This is a genomic window from Streptomyces sp. NPDC052114, assembly GCF_040680155.1.
In the GTDB taxonomy this organism is placed as follows: Bacteria; Actinomycetota; Actinomycetes; order Streptomycetales; family Streptomycetaceae; genus Streptomyces.
The window spans coordinates 1-16,793 of record NZ_JBFAWC010000006.1; the positions used below are offsets into that span (position 1 = coordinate 1).

Here is a 16,793-nt window from a genome sequence, read left to right on the forward strand (position 1 = left end):
CTGAGCTGGGGGTGGCCGCAGAGACCAGCGAGAAGCGACTGTTTACTAAAAACACAGGTCCGTGCGAAGCCGTAAGGCGATGTATACGGACTGACGCCTGCCCGGTGCTGGAACGTTAAGGGGACCGGTTAGTCAGGATTCGTCCTGGCGAAGCTGAGAACTTAAGCGCCAGTAAACGGCGGTGGTAACTATAACCATCCTAAGGTAGCGAAATTCCTTGTCGGGTAAGTTCCGACCTGCACGAATGGCGTAACGACTTCTCGACTGTCTCAACCATAGGCCCGGTGAAATTGCACTACGAGTAAAGATGCTCGTTTCGCGCAGAAGGACGGAAAGACCCCGGGACCTTTACTACAGTTTGATATTGGTGTTCGGTTCGGCTTGTGTAGGATAGGTGGGAGACTGTGAAGCGGGCACGCCAGTGTTCGTGGAGTCGTCGTTGAAATACCACTCTGGTCGTGCTGGATGTCTAACCTCGGTCCGTGATCCGGATCAGGGACAGTGTCTGATGGGTAGTTTAACTGGGGCGGTTGCCTCCCAAAGGGTAACGGAGGCGCCCAAAGGTTCCCTCAGCCTGGTTGGTAATCAGGTGTTGAGTGTAAGTGCACAAGGGAGCTTGACTGTGAGACCGACGGGTCGAGCAGGGACGAAAGTCGGGACTAGTGATCCGGCGGTGGCTTGTGGAAGCGCCGTCGCTCAACGGATAAAAGGTACCCCGGGGATAACAGGCTGATCTTCCCCAAGAGTCCATATCGACGGGATGGTTTGGCACCTCGATGTCGGCTCGTCGCATCCTGGGGCTGGAGTCGGTCCCAAGGGTTGGGCTGTTCGCCCATTAAAGCGGTACGCGAGCTGGGTTTAGAACGTCGTGAGACAGTTCGGTCCCTATCCTCTGTGCGCGTAGGAATATTGAGAAGGGCTGTCCCTAGTACGAGAGGACCGGGACGGACGAACCTCTGGTGTGCCAGTTGTCCTGCCAAGGGCATGGCTGGTTGGCTACGTTCGGAAAGGATAACCGCTGAAAGCATCTAAGCGGGAAGCCTGCTTCGAGATGAGTATTCCCACCCCCTTTGAGGGGTTAAGGCTCCCAGTAGACGACTGGGTTGATAGGCCAGATCTGGAAGCCCGGTAACGGGTGGAGGTGACTGGTACTAATAGGCCGAGGGCTTGTCCTCAGTTGCTCGCGTCCACTGTGTTGGTTCTGAAACCACGAACAACCCCGTACAGGTCACGTACGGTGCGGTTGTCAGTTTCATAGTGTTTCGGTGGTCATAGCGTGAGGGAAACGCCCGGTTACATTCCGAACCCGGAAGCTAAGCCTCACAGCGCCGATGGTACTGCAGGGGGGACCCTGTGGGAGAGTAGGACGCCGCCGAACTCCTTTTGAAGAAAGCCCCGGACCGGGAACGGTCCGGGGCTTTCTTGTTTTTCAGGGCTTTCTTGTTCTTCTGTTCATACGCCACCCGGCCACCCCTCTGCACCGATGTGCGGCAACTGAGGGTAAGGTCAGGGGGCATCATTGGCTCTTTCCCACAGGAGGCCCCCGGGTGGAGGTCCAGGAGACGCGTGTCCAGACGGACCGTGTCCTCACCATCCCGAACATCCTCAGCATGGCGCGTCTCGCCGGCGTGCCCCTCTTCCTGTGGTTGATCCTCAGGCCGGAGTTCGGAGGGCCCAACAGCGACGGTTGGGCGCTGCTGGTCCTGGCGCTCAGCGGTGTGAGCGACTACCTCGACGGCAAGCTCGCGCGACGCTGGAACCAGATCAGCAGCCTGGGCCGGCTGCTCGACCCCGCGGCCGACCGGCTCTACATCCTCTCGACGCTGGTCGGCCTGACATGGCGCGAGATTCTTCCGCTCTGGCTGACCGCGGCGCTTCTGCTGCGTGAACTGGTGTTGCTGGTGATGGTCGGGATCCTCAGGCGCCACGGCTATCCGCCGCCCCAGGTGAACTTCCTGGGCAAGGCGGCCACCTTCAACCTGATGTACGCATTTCCACTACTGCTGCTCAGTGACGGAAGTGGCTGGATCGCGTCACTCGCTGCTATTTTCGGATGGGCGTTCGCCGGATGGGGTACAACGCTCTACTGGTGGGCAGGGATCCTCTACGTGGTTCAGGTCCGCCGACTCGTCAAGGCGGACAGCACGGCCGATTGAGCTTGCCGATTCGGCGGCTGTAGAAGCTCGAAGGCCCGCATCCGACATATGTGGGCTCATCCTGGCGGGCTAAGTCGGCTAGATCGTCGTCTATTGAGGAGGACGTTTCCGACATGAAGGCCGTCGTGATGGCCGGTGGTGAAGGCACTCGCCTTCGCCCCATGACCTCGAGCATGCCCAAGCCACTCCTGCCCGTGGCCAATCGGCCGATCATGGAGCATGTGCTGCGCCTGCTGAAGAGGCATGGGCTCACCGAGACCGTAGTGACAGTGCAGTTCTTGGCATCGCTCGTCAAGAACTACTTCGGCGACGGCGAAGAGCTCGGGATGGAGCTCACCTATGCCAATGAGGAGAAGCCGCTCGGCACGGCCGGCAGTGTCAAGAACGCCGAGGAAGCGCTGAAGGACGATGCTTTCCTCGTGATCTCCGGTGACGCTCTCACGGACTTCGACCTCAGCGAGCTGATTTCCTTCCACAAGGAAAAGGGGGCGCTTGTCACCGTCTGTCTGACGCGTGTTCCCAATCCTCTGGAATTCGGCATCACGATCGTCGACGACGAGGGAAAGGTCGAGCGTTTCCTGGAGAAGCCGACCTGGGGGCAGGTCTTCTCCGACACGGTGAATACGGGCATCTACGTCATGGAGCCCGAGGTGTTCGACTACGTCGAGGCCGATGTGCCGGTCGACTGGTCGGGCGATGTGTTCCCGCAGCTCATGAAGGAAGGCAAGCCCATCTACGGGTATGTCGCCGAGGGCTACTGGGAGGATGTCGGCACGCACGAGAGCTACGTCAAGGCGCAGGCCGACGTGCTGGAGGGCAAGGTCGACGTCGAACTCGACGGATTCGAGATCTCGCCCGGGGTGTGGGTGGCCGAAGGGGCCGAAGTGCATCCCGATGCCGTGCTGCGCGGGCCGTTGTATGTCGGCGACTACGCCAAGGTCGAGGCGAACGTCGAGATCCGTGAGCACACCGTCGTGGGCTCCAATGTCGTCGTGAAGGACGGCGCCTTCCTGCACAAGGCCGTCGTGCACGACAACGTCTACATCGGGCAGCACAGCAATCTGCGGGGCTGTGTCGTCGGGAAGAACACCGACATCATGCGGGCCGCCCGTATCGAGGACGGCGCGGTCATCGGTGACGAGTGCCTGGTCGGTGAGGAATCGATCGTCCAGGGCAATGTGCGGGTCTATCCGTTCAAGACGATCGAGGCCGGCGCGTTCGTCAACACCTCGGTCATCTGGGAGTCCCGCGGTCAGGCGCATCTCTTCGGCGCCCGCGGGGTCTCCGGCATCCTGAACGTGGAGATCACACCGGAGCTCGCCGTGCGCCTTGCGGGGGCGTATGCGACGACCCTGAAGAAGGGCTCGACCGTCACCACCGCGCGTGACCACTCACGAGGAGCGCGGGCGCTGAAGCGGGCGGTGATCTCCGCGTTGCAGGCCAGCGCCATCGACGTACGCGATCTGGAGAACGTGCCCCTGCCGGTCGCGCGGCAGCAGACGGCCCGCGGCAGCGCCGGCGGGATCATGATCCGGACGACGACCGGTGTGCCGGACTCCGTCGACATCATGTTCTTCGACGGGCAGGGCGCGGACCTGTCGCAGGGGAGCCAGCGGAAGCTGGACCGGGTGTACGCGCGCCAGGAGTACCGCCGTGCCTTCCCCGGTGAGATCGGTGACCTGCACTTCCCGTCCAGCGTCTTCGACTCGTACACGGGGTCCCTGCTGCGGAATGTCGACACCACAGGGGTGGCCGAGTCCGGGCTGAAGGTCGTCGTCGACGCCTCGAACGGAAGTGCTGGGCTCGTGCTGCCGAGTCTGCTCGGCAAGCTCGGTGTGGACGCGCTGACCATCAACCCGGGGCTCGACGAGTCGCGGCCCACGGAGACCGCGGATGCCCGCCGTTCCGGTCTTGTGCGGCTCGGGGAGATCGTGGCGTCCGCGCGGGCGGCCTTCGGGGTGCGGTTCGACCCGGTCGGCGAGCGGCTGTCGCTCGTGGACGAGAAGGGGCGGATCGTCGAGGACGACAGGGCCCTGCTGGTCATGCTCGACCTGGTGGCCGCCGAGCGGCGCAGCGGGCGGGTGGCGCTGCCGGTGACGACGACGCGCATCGCCGAGCAGGTCGCCGCGTATCACGGCACGCAGGTGGACTGGACGACCACGTCGCCGGACGATCTGACGCGGGTGGGGCGCGGCGACTCGACCATCTTCGGCGGCGACGGGCGCGGCGGGTTCATCGTGCCCGAGTTCAGCGGCGTCTTCGATGGGACGGCCGCGTTCGTGCGGCTCATCGGGCTGGTGGCGCGTACGCAGCTCACGCTGAGCCAGATCGACGCGCGGATTCCGCGCGCCCATGTGCAGCGGCGTGATCTGGCGACTCCGTGGGCCGTCAAGGGGCTCGTGATGCGGCGTGTGGTGGAGGCGGCCGGGGACCGGTCGGTGGACACCACCGACGGTGTGCGGGTCGTGGAGACCGACGGGCGCTGGGTCCTGGTGCTTCCCGATCCGGCCGAGGCCGTCACTCATTTGTGGGCCGAGGGTCCCGATGAGGCGTCCGCCCAGGCGCTGCTGGACGAGTGGTCCGCGGTGGTCGACAGCGCCGGTCGCTGAGGCTTTCCGGGCGTCGGGCGGCACCCGCAACAGGTGCTGTCCGGCGCGCCGGTGGGGCCATTCGGAGGTAGGGCCCACGACGTGCGACGATGTGCGGCATGCCGCAGCAGCCCCCCGTTCGGAGCACCCCCTCGCGCCCCCGGCGTCCGGACGCGTCCATGTCGCTGCTCACCACCGTCATGGACCACAGTCTCGACGAGGGATACGCGGAGGCGGCGGCGCGGAAGAAGGCCAGAGGGGACAGCGGTGTCCCTCGTCCGCTGCGGGCCAAGCTCGGCCTCGCGGCCGGCCTCGTGCTCGCCGCCCTGGTGGTCACGGTGGGGGCCGCGCAGGCGCGGATAGCTGCGCCGGTGGTCGCCAAGGAGCGTGAGGAGCTCATCGACCGCGTCGAGGAGGCGACGGCCGGGGCCGACAAGCTCGAGGACGACGTGGACGAGCTCCGCGACGACGTGGGCGAGCGGCAGCGGGCCGCGCTGAAGAAGCACGGCGGGAGTCAGGGCGAGTTGGTGGGGCTGCTGTCCGGTGCCACCGAGGTCGAGGGGCCCGGAGTCAAGCTGGTCGTGGACGACAAGAAGGAAGCCGATCAGGGCGGCGGCGGACCGCGCGAGAGTTCCGGGTTCTCCGACACCGGGAGGGTGCGGGACCGCGACATGCAGCGCGTCGTCAACGGTCTGTGGCAGTCGGGCGCCGAGGCGATCTCGATCAACGACCAGCGGCTCACCGCGCTGTCGGCGATCAGAGCCGCGGGTGACGCGATACTGGTCGACAACAGGCCGCTGGTGCCGCCGTATACGGTGCTCGCGGTGGGGGACGGGAAACGCTTGAGCACCCGGTTCCAGAACAGCCGCGACGGTCAGTATCTGCACGCCCTGCAGGAGAACTTCGGCATCCGGACCAGCATTTCGGTGTCGGACGAGCTCCGGCTGCCGGCAGCGCCGAGCGTGACCGTACGTACAGCAGAGCCGAAGGCAGGAAAGGGCACAACGTGATCGCCGTACTGGGCCTCGTCGTGGGAGTCGTGGCCGGATTGTTGGTTCGGCCCGAGGTTCCGGCGGTGGTCGAGCCGTATCTTCCGATCGCCGTGGTCGCGGCCCTGGACGCCGTGTTCGGAGGGCTGCGCGCGATGCTCGACGGCATCTTCGACGACAAGGTGTTCGTGGTGTCGTTCCTGTCGAACGTGGTGGTGGCCGCGCTGATCGTGTTCCTGGGCGACAAGTTGGGCGTCGGTGCCCAGCTGTCGACCGGTGTGGTCGTCGTCCTCGGCATCCGGATCTTCTCCAACGCCGCGGCGATCCGTCGGCACGTCTTCCGGGCGTGAGGCCGATGAGCGCTGACGAGAGGCCGGACCACAACCGGCGCAGGGAACTCCCCGCGGAGGTCCCGAGCGCGCCCGAGCCGTCCACCGCGCCGGAGCCCGAGAAGGAGCCCGGGCTCACCGGCAGGCAGCGGCTGGCCCAAGGGCTGTGGCCGCCGCGGGTGACCCGGCCGCAACTCATCGTGGCCCTGCTGCTGTTCGTGCTGGGCCTGGGCCTGGCCATCCAGGTGCGGTCCAACAACGACAGCAGCGCGCTGCGCGGTGCGAGACAAGAAGATCTCGTTCGCATTCTCGATGAACTGGATGACCGAACTGAGCGTCTGGAAGAAGAGAAGCGACGCCTCGAGGAACAGCGGACCGGACTGGAGAACAGTTCGGACCAGGCCGAGGAGGCCCGCAAGCAGACGGTCGAGCGGGAGAGGCAACTCGGCATCCTGGCAGGCACGGTGGCGGCCCAAGGGCCCGGCATCACGCTGACCATCGAGGACAAGAAGGGGGCGATCGAGGCGGACATGCTGCTCGACGCCATTCAGGAGCTGCGCGCCGCCGGCGCGGAGGCGATCCAGATCAATGACGTGCGCGTGGTGGCCGACACCTATCTGTCGGACGCCGACGGTGGCGTGCGGGTGGACGGCCGCAAGGTCGCCGCGCCGTACCTCTTCAAGGTGATCGGCAAGCCCCAGGATCTGGAGCCTGCGCTGAACATCCCGGGAGGTGTGGTGCAGACTCTGGAGAAGGAGCAGGCCACGGTCACCGTGGAACGCTCGGAGAAGATCGTCGTGAGCGCCTTGCGACCTGCGAAGCGGCCTGACTACGCTCGGTCGTCCTCCCAGTGAGGGGCGGGCGCATGGGGGTCGCCAGGCGAGGGCATGAGGTTGCGGGGGGTCGGCGCACCGGAAGCGTGGTGCGTGGTGGAAACTGTTTGGTGGATACGGACGTTGTGAGGATGTCCGGTTCACCGATGAATGCCGGTGTGTGCAATCAGGGTTCGTCCTGCCCCACGGGCGGGTCTGTTTCGGTCAAGGGGAATCGCCCGTGAAGTTGTTTGCGAAGTTGTTCGGCAAGAGTGCACGTGAGGACAGCGGCAATCCCGCCACTGCCCGACACCGTGCCCCGCGCCATGGGGATGGCGAGGAGCAGGGCGCGGGTCGCCCGATGTTCCGGGATCAGGTCGCTGGTCCAGGTGGTGACATTTCGGGCGGACAGGGCGCGTCATCTGTTGACCCTGCCGGTCCCGGCCGCATAGGTTTCGGAGAACCGTCAACCTCAAGTACGGGTGGAGGGTTTACCCCCGACCCGTACGCATCGAATGCCCCCGCGGGGCAGCCGCGGCAGGAGGACCCGTCCATGGCTTTGGTGTGTACGAGGTGCGGCAACCGCAACGCCGAGGCGAGTCGGTTCTGCTCCAACTGCGGTGCGCCGCTGCGCCCCGGGGCCACCCCGGAGCGCGCGTCCGAGACGACCTCGACGATCTCCATCTCGGGCCTTGAGGCCTACGACGCGGAGACGACGGGCCAGACCCCGTCCCCGGCGCTCTCTCCGGAGGCGCAGGCGGCGGTCGACGCGCTGCCGCTGGGCTCGGCGCTCCTGGTGGTGCGTCGCGGTCCGAACTCGGGCAGCCGTTTCCTGCTCGACGGCGATCTGACCACGGCGGGCCGTCACCCGCAGAGCGACATCTTCCTGGACGACGTGACGGTGTCGCGTCGCCACGTGGAGTTCCGTCGCGTCCAGGACGGTTCCTTCACCGTCGCCGACGTGGGCAGCCTCAACGGCACGTACGTCAACCGGGAGCGGATCGACTCCGTCGCGCTGTCGAACGGCGACGAGGTGCAGATCGGCAAGTACCGCCTGGTCTTCTATGCGAGCCAGCGGGGCATCTGAACCACCCCCAGATTCCGTCTGGGGAGATCCCCAGGGAAGGTCCATGCTTCAAACACCGAGGGGCGGTGCCGGCACCGGCACCGCCGCCGCGGACCGCCGGCTGATGAGCATCGGTTCCGTGCTGAACGCGCTGCGTGACGAGTTCCCCGAGGTCACGATCTCCAAGATCAGGTTCTTGGAGGCCGAGGGGCTCATCGAGCCACAGCGCACGCCTTCCGGCTACCGGAAGTTCAGCCCGGAGGATGTCGAGCGGCTCGGTCACGTCCTGAGGATGCAGCGGGACCACTATCTGCCGCTCAAGGTCATCCGTGAGCACCTGGACGCGCTGGAGCGCGGTGAGAGGCCTCCGCTGCCGTCTCTGGGGCGTCAGCGCGACGCCGGCGACGGTCAGGGCCAGGACGAGGCCGAGGGGCCGACAGCGGCTCGTGTGGGCCGCGACGAGCTGCTGGCCGCCGCCGAGATCGACGAAGGACAGCTCGACGAGTGGGAGACGTACGGGCTCGTCGCGCCGTTGCCGGACGGCGGTTACGACGCGGAGGCCGTCACGGTCGCCTCGCTCGTCGTCGAACTCGGCCGGTTCGGTATCGAGCCACGGCACCTGCGTGCCATGAAGGCCGCCGCGGAGCGTGAGGCCGGGCTGGTCGACCAGGTGGTCGCGCCGCTGCGACGGCACCGCAACCCGCAGACCAGGGCCCACGCGGAGGCCCGGACCAAGGAGCTGGCGGGGCTGACCGGAAGGCTGCACTCCGCCCTCGTGCAGACCGCGCTCGGGGTCCGCCTGCCCTGACGCGGCCGGCGCCCGGCCGGTACTCGACGGGTGCCCGACTACCCAAACCTGCCAGCCACGTCCTAGGGTTGCTGTGTGAACGAGCTCGACGTCGTAGGTGTCCGGGTCGAAATGCCCTCCAACCAACCGATCGTGCTCCTGCGTGAAGTGGGAGGCGACCGGTACCTCCCCATCTGGATCGGACCAGGGGAGGCGACCGCCATCGCCTTCGCACAGCAGGGCATGGCACCCGCACGGCCGCTGACCCACGACCTGTTCAAGGACGTGCTGGAAGCGGTGGGCCAGGAGCTCTCCGAAGTGCGCATCACCGACCTGCGCGAAGGCGTCTTCTACGCCGAACTGGTCTTCGCCAGCGGTGTCGAGGTGAGCGCGCGGCCGTCGGACGCCATAGCGCTGGCGCTGCGCACGGGGACGCCGATCTTCGGCAGCGACGGCGTCCTCGACGACGCCGGCATCGCGATCCCGGACGAGCAGGAGGACGAGGTGGAGAAGTTCCGCGAGTTCCTCGACCAGATCTCGCCCGAGGACTTCGGTACCAACAGCCAGTGAGCCGCTTCCGGCGGCCCGCGTCGGACCATTCGGCTAGCCTTTCCCCGCGGTGAGGTACGGGAAACCACTCTCAGGGTGATTATCACTCGGCGTGCCGAGTGTGGCGATCGTTGACGAGCCCCTGGCGACTGCCTACCGTCGAGAAGGCAGGTCAAGGAGGGAGGTCGGCGTGAGAAGCAGCGGCGACGGTACGGCGATGGGCGGTCCGTACCCGCTTCACGGCAGCACGGCCGATCACTCTCCGAAACGACCGATGGCGGTCCAGGGGAGCGGGGACGCTACGTTCGAGCAATCGGAGCAGATCGGCTACCGCGGTCCCACCGCGTGCGCGGCCGCGGGCATCACGTACCGACAGCTCGACTACTGGGCCAGGACCGGCCTGGTCGAGCCCAGTGTGCGCGCCGCCGGTGGTTCCGGCACGCAGCGCCTCTACAGCTTCCGTGACGTGGTCGTCCTGAAGGTCGTGAAGCGGTTCCTGGACACCGGGGTGTCGCTGCAGAACATCCGGACGACGGTGCAGCATCTGCGTGAGCGCGGGTTCCGTGACCTGGAGCGGATGACGCTCATGAGCGACGGGGCGACCGTCTACGAGTGCACGTCGCCCAGCGAGGTCCATGACCTGCTCCAGGGCGGTCAGGGTGTCTTCGGGATCGCCGTGGGGGTCGTCTGGCGGGACGTCGAGTCCGCGCTGTCCCAGCTGCACGGAGAGCGCATCGACACCGGTGAGACGCTCATCAGGCACAACCCAGCCGATGAGCTGGCCAGGCGGCGCAACAGGGCCGTCTGAGGCCCCGTTGTCAGTGGCGTAGGGCAGCATCGGAGAGGTGAGAAGCGCCCCGACGATTCTGCATCTGGACATGGATGCCTTCTACGCGTCCGCGGAGCAGGCCGCGAAGCCGAGCCTGCGCGGAAAAGCCGTGGTCGTGGGCGGGCTCGGGCCACGGGGCGTGGTCGCCACCGCGTCGTACGAGGCACGGCGGCTCGGGGTGCACTCCGCGATGCCGATGGGGCAGGCGCGCAGGCTTGCGCCCAACGCCGCGTATCTCGTGCCCCGCTTCGGTCTGTACCGGGAGATCAGCGAGCAGGTGATGAGGCTCCTGCGGGAGCTCTCACCGCTGGTGGAGCCGCTCAGCCTGGACGAGGCCTTCGTCGATCTGGAGGCGGGGGGCGTCGCCGACGACGAGGCGTCGGCGCGGGCCGTGGGGGAGCGGCTGCGGGCGGACATCAGGGCGGTGACCGGGCTGAGCGGGTCGGTGGGGCTCGCCGTCTGCAAGATGCTGGCGAAGATCGCCTCCGAGGAGGCCAAGCCGGACGGGCTGAGGCTGATAGCTCCGGGGACGGAGCGGGCGCTGCTGGGCCCGATGTCGGTGCGGACGCTGCCCGGGGTGGGGCCGGCCACGGGAGACCATCTGCGGCGGGCCGGGATCACCACGGTCGAGGAGATCGCGGAGGCCGGTGAGGACGAGCTGGTGCGGCTGTTGGGGAAGGCGCACGGCGGGTCCTTGTACGCGATGGCGCTCGCTCAGGACGAGCGGCCCGTGGTGGCCGAGCGGGACACGAAGTCGGTCAGCGTGGAGGACACGTACGACGTGGACATCCATGACCGCGTCCGCGTGCGCACGGAGGTCGCGCGGCTGGCCGACCGGTGCGTGCAGCGGCTGCGGGCGGCCGGGCACTCGGGGCGGACCATCGTGCTGAAGGTGCGGCGCTTCGACTTCTCGACGCTCACGCGGTCCGAGACGCTGCGGGGGCCCACGGACGACCCCGGGGTGGTGCGGGAGGCGGCGGCGCGGCTGCTGGAGTCCGTGGACACGACAGGGGGCGTGCGGCTGCTGGGGGTGGGCGTCACGGGGCTCGCCGACTACACGCAGGAGGATCTGTTCGCCCAGGCCCAGGCGCAGGCCCAGGCGGCCGAGGAGGCGGCCGACGGGGAGCCCGCGGCCGAGGCGGCCGAGGCGGACGAGGTGGGGCGTGCGGAGGCCGTGGCCGTCGAGGCCGCGGGGGGCGGGGACGAGGCGCCGGCGGTGCCCGCCGAGCGAAGATGGGCGGCCGGGCACGACGTGCGGCACGCCGAGTACGGGCACGGGTGGGTACAGGGGAGCGGCCTGGGGCGGGTGACGGTGCGCTTCGAGACGCCCGGGTCGGCGCCGGGGCGGGTGCGGACGTTCAGGACCGATGACCCGGAGCTGGTGCCCGCGGAGCCGTTGCCGCTGGTGGGGGTCGGGGCGGAGGGGGTGGGGTGAGGCCGAAAGGGGGGCGAGGGCCTGCCGTGGACGGGTCGGCCGGCGTGCCGGGACGGTGACCTGCCGCGGACCGGTCGGCCGGTCGTTTCGGTGGCTGCCGCTGCCGCTGCCGCTGCCGCTGCTTGTGCCGGTGCCAGTACCTGCGCTGTGCCGTCAGGGACTGTCCTGGCCGGCTATCTGTCCGAAGGACTGGTCGGGTGGTGGTGGGGCGCTCGGGGGCGTGATGTCCAGGCCGTAGTGGTGATAGAGCTGGAGTTCCTGCTCGGGGGAGAGATGGCGGCCCACGCCGAAGTCCGGGGCGTCCTTGATGAGGGCGCGGTCGAAGGGGATGCGCAGGGTGCCGTCGTCGACCAGTTCGCTCGGCTCCAGCGGGACGAAGGCGTCACGGCCGAACAGGCCGGTGCGGATGGCCGCCCACTCCGGAGTGCCGGTGGCGTCGTCGAGATAGACCTCGTCGATCGTGCCGATCTTCGCCCCGTTCCGGTCGAACGCCTTGCGGCCGATCAGGTTCCGCGGATCGATGTCGGTCTGCACGGGCCCTCCAGCTGGTCGAGGGGATTCGGATATGGGTGTAACTCATCTTTAATCGCTCGTACTCACTACGAAAGAGCACTTCGGGGCAGGTGGCCACTCGAAGGATCGGCCGTTGTCCTCGCTGGTAGGCTGGCGGCTGGCTGCTGACCCCGTGCGGGAGAGCTCTCCGGGACGTGATTTCCGGAGGCGCCGAAGGAGCAAATCCTCCCCGGAATCTCTCAGGCACCCGTACCGCACGGACGAGGTCACTCTGGAAAGCAGGGCGGGCGTCGGGCGGGCACGATCCGGACCCTTCCTCACCGACGGTGAAAGCAGATCTGTCGCTGGACTGGACGGGCCTGTGAAGCTCTCAGGTTGAGATGACAGAGGGGGAGGCCGTCCGGGTACCCGCGCCGTGGTACCCCTCGTAGGTCGCGCAGACCAGGAGGCCTCCGCAATGACTGCCACCAATCGCATCCCGCTCTCCGAGCTCGAGCAGGGCATCCCCTTCGAGCAGCGGCACATCGGGCCCGATGCGGAAGCGCGGGCCAAGATGCTCGCCCAGGTCGGGTACGGCTCGCTCGACGAGCTGACCGCCGCCGCGGTGCCGGATGTGATCAAGAACGCCGAGGCGCTCGCGCTGCCCGGTGCGCGCACCGAGGCCGAGGTGCTGGCCGAGCTGCGCTCCCTGGCCGACCGGAACCAGGTCCTCGACTCCATGATCGGTCTCGGCTACTACGGGACCTTCACGCCGCCGGTCATCCTGCGGAACGTCATGGAGAACCCCTCCTGGTACACCGCCTACACGCCGTACCAGCCCGAGATCTCGCAGGGCCGGCTCGAGGCGCTGCTGAACTTCCAGACGATGGTCGCCGAGCTGACCGGCCTGCCCACCTCCGGGGCCTCGCTGCTCGACGAGGGCACCGCGGCCGCCGAGGCCATGGCCCTGTCGCGGCGCATGGGCAAGGTCAAGAACGGCGTCTTCGTCGTCGACGCCGACGCGCTGCCGCAGACCGTCGCCGTCATCCGGACCCGCGCCGAGCCGACCGGTGTCGACATCGTCGTCGCCGATCTGAGCGCGGGCATCCCCGCCGAGGTCGTCGAGCGCGGTGTCGTGGGCGTGCTGATCCAGTACCCGGGCGCCTCCGGTGCCGTACGCGACATCAAGCCGCTCATCGACCAGGCGCACGAGATCGGTGCCGTCGTCACCGTCGCCGCCGACCTGCTGGCCCTGACGCTGCTCACCTCGCCCGGCGAGCTCGGCGCCGACATCGCGGTCGGCACCACGCAGCGCTTCGGCGTGCCGATGGGCTTCGGCGGCCCGCACGCCGGATACATGGCCGTGCGCGAGAAGTTCGCGCGCAGCCTGCCGGGCCGGCTCGTCGGCGTCTCCGTCGACGCCGACGGCAACAAGGCCTACCGGCTGGCGCTGCAGACCCGCGAGCAGCACATCCGCCGTGAGAAGGCCACCAGCAACATCTGTACCGCCCAGGTGCTGCTCGCGGTCATGGCCGGTATGTACGCCGTCTACCACGGGCCCGAGGGCCTCAAGTCGATCGCGCGGCGCACCCACCGGTACGCGACGCTGCTCGCCGCCGGGCTCACCGCCGGTGGCGTCGAGGTCGTCCACGGCGCGTACTTCGACACGCTGACCGTGCGCGTGCCCGGCAAGGCCGACGAGGTCGTCACCGCCGCCCGCGAGGCCGGCGTGAACGTCCACCCGGTGGACGCCGACCACGTCTCCCTCGCCTGCGACGAGACCACCACGCGGAAGCAACTGGCCGCCGTGTGGGGTGCCTTCGGGGTGGAGGCCGACGTCGAGGCACTCGATGCCGACACCGCGGACGCGCTGCCCGAGGGCCTGCTGCGCGGCGACGACTACCTCACGCACCCGGTCTTCCACGAGCACCGGTCCGAGACGGCGATGCTGCGCTACCTGCGCAGGCTGGCCGACCGCGACTACGCGCTCGACCGCGGCATGATCCCGCTGGGCTCCTGCACGATGAAGCTCAACGCGACCACCGAGATGGAGCCGGTCACCTGGCCCGAGTTCGGCCAGCTGCACCCCTTCGCCCCGGCCCAGCAGGCGCAGGGCTACCTCACGCTCATCCGTGAGCTGGAGGAGCGGCTCGCCGAGGTGACCGGGTACGACAAGGTCTCGCTGCAGCCCAACGCCGGTTCGCAGGGCGAGCTGGCCGGGCTCCTCGCGGTGCGCGGCTACCACCGCGCCAACGGCGACGAGCAGCGCACCGTCTGCCTCATCCCGTCCTCCGCGCACGGCACGAACGCCGCGAGCGCCGTGATGGCCGGCATGAAGGTCGTCGTCGTGAAGACCGCCGACGACGGCGAGATCGACGTCGAGGACCTGCGCGCCAAGATCGAGAAGCACCGCGACGAGCTGTCCGTGCTGATGATCACCTACCCGTCGACGCACGGCGTCTTCGAGGAGCACGTCGCCGACATCTGCGCCCAGGTGCACGAGGCCGGCGGTCAGGTGTACGTCGACGGCGCCAACCTGAACGCGCTGGTGGGCCTCGCCAAGCCGGGTCACTTCGGCGGCGACGTCTCGCACCTGAACCTGCACAAGACCTTCTGCATCCCGCACGGCGGCGGCGGTCCGGGCGTCGGCCCGGTCGGTGTGCGCGAGCACCTCGCGCCCTACCTGCCCAACCACCCGCTCCAGCCGGCCGCGGGCCCCGAGACCGGCGTCGGTCCGATCTCCGCGGCGCCGTGGGGCTCCGCCGGGATCCTGCCGATCTCCTGGTCGTACGTACGCCTCATGGGCGGCGAGGGCCTCAAGCGCGCCACCCAGGTCGCGGTGCTCTCCGCGAACTACATCGCCAAGCGCCTGGAGCCGCACTACCCGGTGCTCTACACCGGCCCCGGCGGGCTCGTCGCGCACGAGTGCATCATCGACCTGCGGCCGCTGAGCAAGGCGACCGGTGTCAGCGTCGACGACATCGCCAAGCGGCTCATCGACTACGGCTTCCACGCGCCGACCATGTCGTTCCCGGTGGCGGGCACGCTCATGATCGAGCCGACGGAGAGCGAGGACCTGGGCGAGATCGACCGGTTCTGCGACGCGATGATCGCGATCCGCCGGGAGATCGAGAAGGTCGGCTCCGGCGAGTGGGCCGCCGACGACAACCCGCTGTGCAACGCGCCGCACACCGCCGCCGCGCTGGGCGGCGAGTGGGAGCACGGCTACACCCGTGAGGAGGCCGTCTTCCCGGCCGGCGTCTCCGCCTCGGACAAGTACTGGCCGCCGGTGCGCCGCATCGATCAGGCGTACGGCGACCGGAACCTGGTCTGCTCCTGCCCGCCGCTGGATGCGTACGAGGACTGATGCACCGCGCCCGTGCGAGGCGGGCATGCGGTGGGGCCGGTTCGGAGATCTTCTCCGGGCCGGCCCCTCGTCTTTCGGTGGTGCTGTGTTTTTCGGTGGTGCGGTCGTGCGGCTGTGCGCCCTGATCGGCTGTGTGCCGGTGTGCTCAAGCCGCTGTCATGACCTGGTCGGTGCCCAGCGGTCGGTGCGGGGCGATGATCTGGCCGTCCGGCAGCAGCTCACCGGTGTCCTCGAAGAGCAGGACGCCGTTGCACAGCAGGCTCCAGCCCTGCTCCGGGTGGCTCGCCATGAGGAAGGCGGCTTCCCGGTCGGCGGAGTCGGCTGTCGGGCACGGTGGTTGGTGCTGGCACATGGAAGGGTTCTTTCGCTGCGGTGAGATGGTGGTGACGTCTGTCCTGTGACTCGATGCGGTGTTCATGACCGCCCCCCGTTGTAATCGGTCCGATCCCAGTGTTGCCCCATGGACTGTCAATCCGCAGGGATTTTGCTGCAGCGGCTCCTACTGCTTAAGGACGTATCACCCGGCCGGACGGTTCAGCCCAACTTGCTTGTCTCTTCGGGTGGTTCGGGGTGGCCCATGCGGGCTAGTCCACTTGGGTGGGGGCAGAGCTGTGCCCCGCGGCCCAAAGGCGGCGGGGCACAAGAGGCGAGAGGGAGCCGTCAGGCGGGCGAGCCCAGCAGCGGTGCCGGTGTCAGACGGTGGTTGAGCATCGGAAGCAGCTCGGCGACGCGGTGCGGGCGGTGGGCCGCGATGCCGGGCGGGGCGGGCGCGAGCGGCACGAGCAGATCGGTGGCGGCCAGCACGCCCTGCGCGCCGTCGTCCGAGCAGTCGCGGTGCAGCCAGAGCGTGAGCATGTACAGCTCCGGCACCGAGAGCAGCCGCGGCTGGCACGGCATCGGCATCGCCTCGGCATGCCGCAGGGCCCGCTCGGTGGAGGCGATGTAGGGGCCCTCGAAGAAGTGCGAGAAGGCCCAGCCGTCCGGGGTGAGCATCGTGTCGGCCGCCGCGACGGCACGCTCGCCGCAGCGGATCAGGAAGCGCCAGCCGGCGAGGCGGGTGGGTGAGGTGCCCTCCGGGGTGATGCGGTCCAGGACGTGGACGGGCAGCGGGAGTTCCGGGCTGGCTGGACCCTGCGCGGCACGCAGGGACGGGGTGCGGGCCTCGCGTACGGCCGTGGGGGAACCGAGTGCCGCGAGGACGCTGCGCAGGGCGGGCGCGGGAGCCGGGGGGACATGCAGCGGCATGGTGGGTCGCCTCTCTCGTTCGACAGGCACGGTGGAGCAGGGGCGGGTGCGTGACGGCGCTGTCAGCTCTGGGACATCTGGGTCAGAGGGGCGGGGGCCGGGGACCGCGAGCGCCAACTCTCTGCCTAGATTGCGGAGTTTATACGAGT

14 protein-coding genes, 2 rRNA genes and 1 riboswitch are annotated in these 16,793 nt (G+C 68.3%); of the genes, 13 read left to right on the forward strand and 3 right to left on the reverse strand.

The annotated features are described in order from the left end of the window. The 12 genes from AB0L89_RS14590 to AB0L89_RS14645 form a co-directional block, all read left to right on the forward strand. A 23S ribosomal RNA gene (locus tag AB0L89_RS14590) occupies positions 1 to 1,175 on the forward strand; the annotation flags it as partial. Between the two features lie 86 nt (positions 1,176 to 1,261). Further along, a 5S ribosomal RNA gene (gene rrf / locus AB0L89_RS14595) occupies positions 1,262 to 1,378 on the forward strand. A gap of 169 nt (positions 1,379 to 1,547) precedes the next feature. Next, the gene (locus tag AB0L89_RS14600) at positions 1,548 to 2,156 is read left to right on the forward strand and encodes a CDP-alcohol phosphatidyltransferase family protein (RefSeq protein ID WP_365139880.1); all 609 of its coding nucleotides are present in this window, start codon (positions 1,548 to 1,550) and stop codon (positions 2,154 to 2,156) included. 113 nt (positions 2,157 to 2,269) lie between these two features. Further along, the gene (locus tag AB0L89_RS14605; RefSeq protein WP_365141030.1) at positions 2,270 to 4,765 is read left to right on the forward strand and encodes a mannose-1-phosphate guanyltransferase; all 2,496 of its coding nucleotides are present in this window, start codon (positions 2,270 to 2,272) and stop codon (positions 4,763 to 4,765) included. Positions 4,766 to 4,854: 89 nt separating this feature from the next. After that, positions 4,855 to 5,754, forward strand: a complete 900-nt coding sequence (locus AB0L89_RS14610) for a DUF881 domain-containing protein (RefSeq protein ID WP_079036893.1) — start codon at positions 4,855 to 4,857, stop codon at positions 5,752 to 5,754. Further along, on the forward strand, positions 5,751 to 6,083 hold the full coding sequence (locus AB0L89_RS14615) for a small basic family protein (protein ID WP_003988855.1): 333 nt from the start codon (positions 5,751 to 5,753) through the stop codon (positions 6,081 to 6,083). Before AB0L89_RS14610 ends, AB0L89_RS14615 begins: the two co-directional genes overlap by 4 nt. 5 nt (positions 6,084 to 6,088) lie before the next feature. Further along, positions 6,089 to 6,916: a DUF881 domain-containing protein gene (locus AB0L89_RS14620; RefSeq protein WP_365139885.1), complete on the forward strand. Its 828-nt coding sequence runs from the start codon at positions 6,089 to 6,091 to the stop codon at positions 6,914 to 6,916. Positions 6,917 to 6,998: 82 nt separating this feature from the next. Continuing rightward, complete coding sequence (locus AB0L89_RS14625) at positions 6,999 to 7,961, forward strand: FHA domain-containing protein (RefSeq protein WP_365141033.1); 963 nt, start codon at positions 6,999 to 7,001, stop codon at positions 7,959 to 7,961. A 43-nt stretch (positions 7,962 to 8,004) separates the two neighbouring features. Next, on the forward strand, positions 8,005 to 8,748 hold the full coding sequence (locus AB0L89_RS14630; RefSeq protein WP_365139888.1) for a MerR family transcriptional regulator: 744 nt from the start codon (positions 8,005 to 8,007) through the stop codon (positions 8,746 to 8,748). 75 nt (positions 8,749 to 8,823) lie between these two features. Beyond that, the gene (locus tag AB0L89_RS14635) at positions 8,824 to 9,297 is read left to right on the forward strand and encodes a bifunctional nuclease family protein (RefSeq protein ID WP_063795355.1); all 474 of its coding nucleotides are present in this window, start codon (positions 8,824 to 8,826) and stop codon (positions 9,295 to 9,297) included. Positions 9,298 to 9,466: 169 nt separating this feature from the next. Continuing rightward, entirely contained in the window at positions 9,467 to 10,084 is a 618-nt protein-coding gene (locus AB0L89_RS14640) for a MerR family transcriptional regulator (RefSeq protein ID WP_365139892.1), read from the forward strand. A 37-nt stretch (positions 10,085 to 10,121) separates the two neighbouring features. Then, on the forward strand, positions 10,122 to 11,540 hold the full coding sequence (locus tag AB0L89_RS14645; RefSeq protein WP_365139895.1) for a DNA polymerase IV: 1,419 nt from the start codon (positions 10,122 to 10,124) through the stop codon (positions 11,538 to 11,540). 153 nt (positions 11,541 to 11,693) lie between these two features. Here AB0L89_RS14645 and AB0L89_RS14650 read toward each other — a convergent pair whose 3' ends face one another. After that, entirely contained in the window at positions 11,694 to 12,074 is a 381-nt protein-coding gene (locus tag AB0L89_RS14650; protein WP_365139898.1) for a PRC-barrel domain-containing protein, read from the reverse strand. 144 nt (positions 12,075 to 12,218) lie between these two features. After that, positions 12,219 to 12,318: riboswitch (glycine riboswitch) on the forward strand. A 192-nt stretch (positions 12,319 to 12,510) separates the two neighbouring features. Here AB0L89_RS14650 and gcvP point away from each other — a divergent pair. After that, positions 12,511 to 15,399 carry an aminomethyl-transferring glycine dehydrogenase gene (gcvP, locus tag AB0L89_RS14655; protein ID WP_365139901.1) on the forward strand — a complete coding sequence of 963 codons (2,889 nt, stop codon included), beginning with the start codon at positions 12,511 to 12,513 and terminating at the stop codon, positions 15,397 to 15,399. A 145-nt stretch (positions 15,400 to 15,544) separates the two neighbouring features. Here the strand turns inward: gcvP and AB0L89_RS14660 are convergent, their stop codons facing one another. Both AB0L89_RS14660 and AB0L89_RS14665 read right to left on the reverse strand, forming a co-directional pair. After that, on the reverse strand, positions 15,545 to 15,751 hold the full coding sequence (locus AB0L89_RS14660) for a DUF5999 family protein (RefSeq protein ID WP_055703066.1): 207 nt from the start codon (positions 15,749 to 15,751) through the stop codon (positions 15,545 to 15,547). A 308-nt stretch (positions 15,752 to 16,059) separates the two neighbouring features. Further along, a complete protein-coding gene (locus tag AB0L89_RS14665) occupies positions 16,060 to 16,644 on the reverse strand; it encodes a hypothetical protein (RefSeq protein WP_365139904.1) in 585 nt (194 codons plus the stop codon). Between the last annotated feature and the right edge of the window lie 149 nt (positions 16,645 to 16,793).

Coding starts and splice junctions, on each gene's coding strand:
- AB0L89_RS14665 (WP_365139904.1), bottom strand. CDS start 16,644: ATGCCGCTGCATGTCCCCCCGGCTCCCGCGCCCGCCCTGCGCAGCGTC.
- AB0L89_RS14660 (WP_055703066.1), bottom strand. CDS start 15,751: ATGTGCCAGCACCAACCACCGTGCCCGACAGCCGACTCCGCCGACCGG.
- AB0L89_RS14630 (WP_365139888.1), top strand. CDS start 8,005: ATGCTTCAAACACCGAGGGGCGGTGCCGGCACCGGCACCGCCGCCGCG.
- AB0L89_RS14605 (WP_365141030.1), top strand. CDS start 2,270: ATGAAGGCCGTCGTGATGGCCGGTGGTGAAGGCACTCGCCTTCGCCCC.
- gcvP (WP_365139901.1), top strand. CDS start 12,511: ATGACTGCCACCAATCGCATCCCGCTCTCCGAGCTCGAGCAGGGCATC.
- AB0L89_RS14620 (WP_365139885.1), top strand. CDS start 6,089: ATGAGCGCTGACGAGAGGCCGGACCACAACCGGCGCAGGGAACTCCCC.
- AB0L89_RS14610 (WP_079036893.1), top strand. CDS start 4,855: ATGTGCGGCATGCCGCAGCAGCCCCCCGTTCGGAGCACCCCCTCGCGC.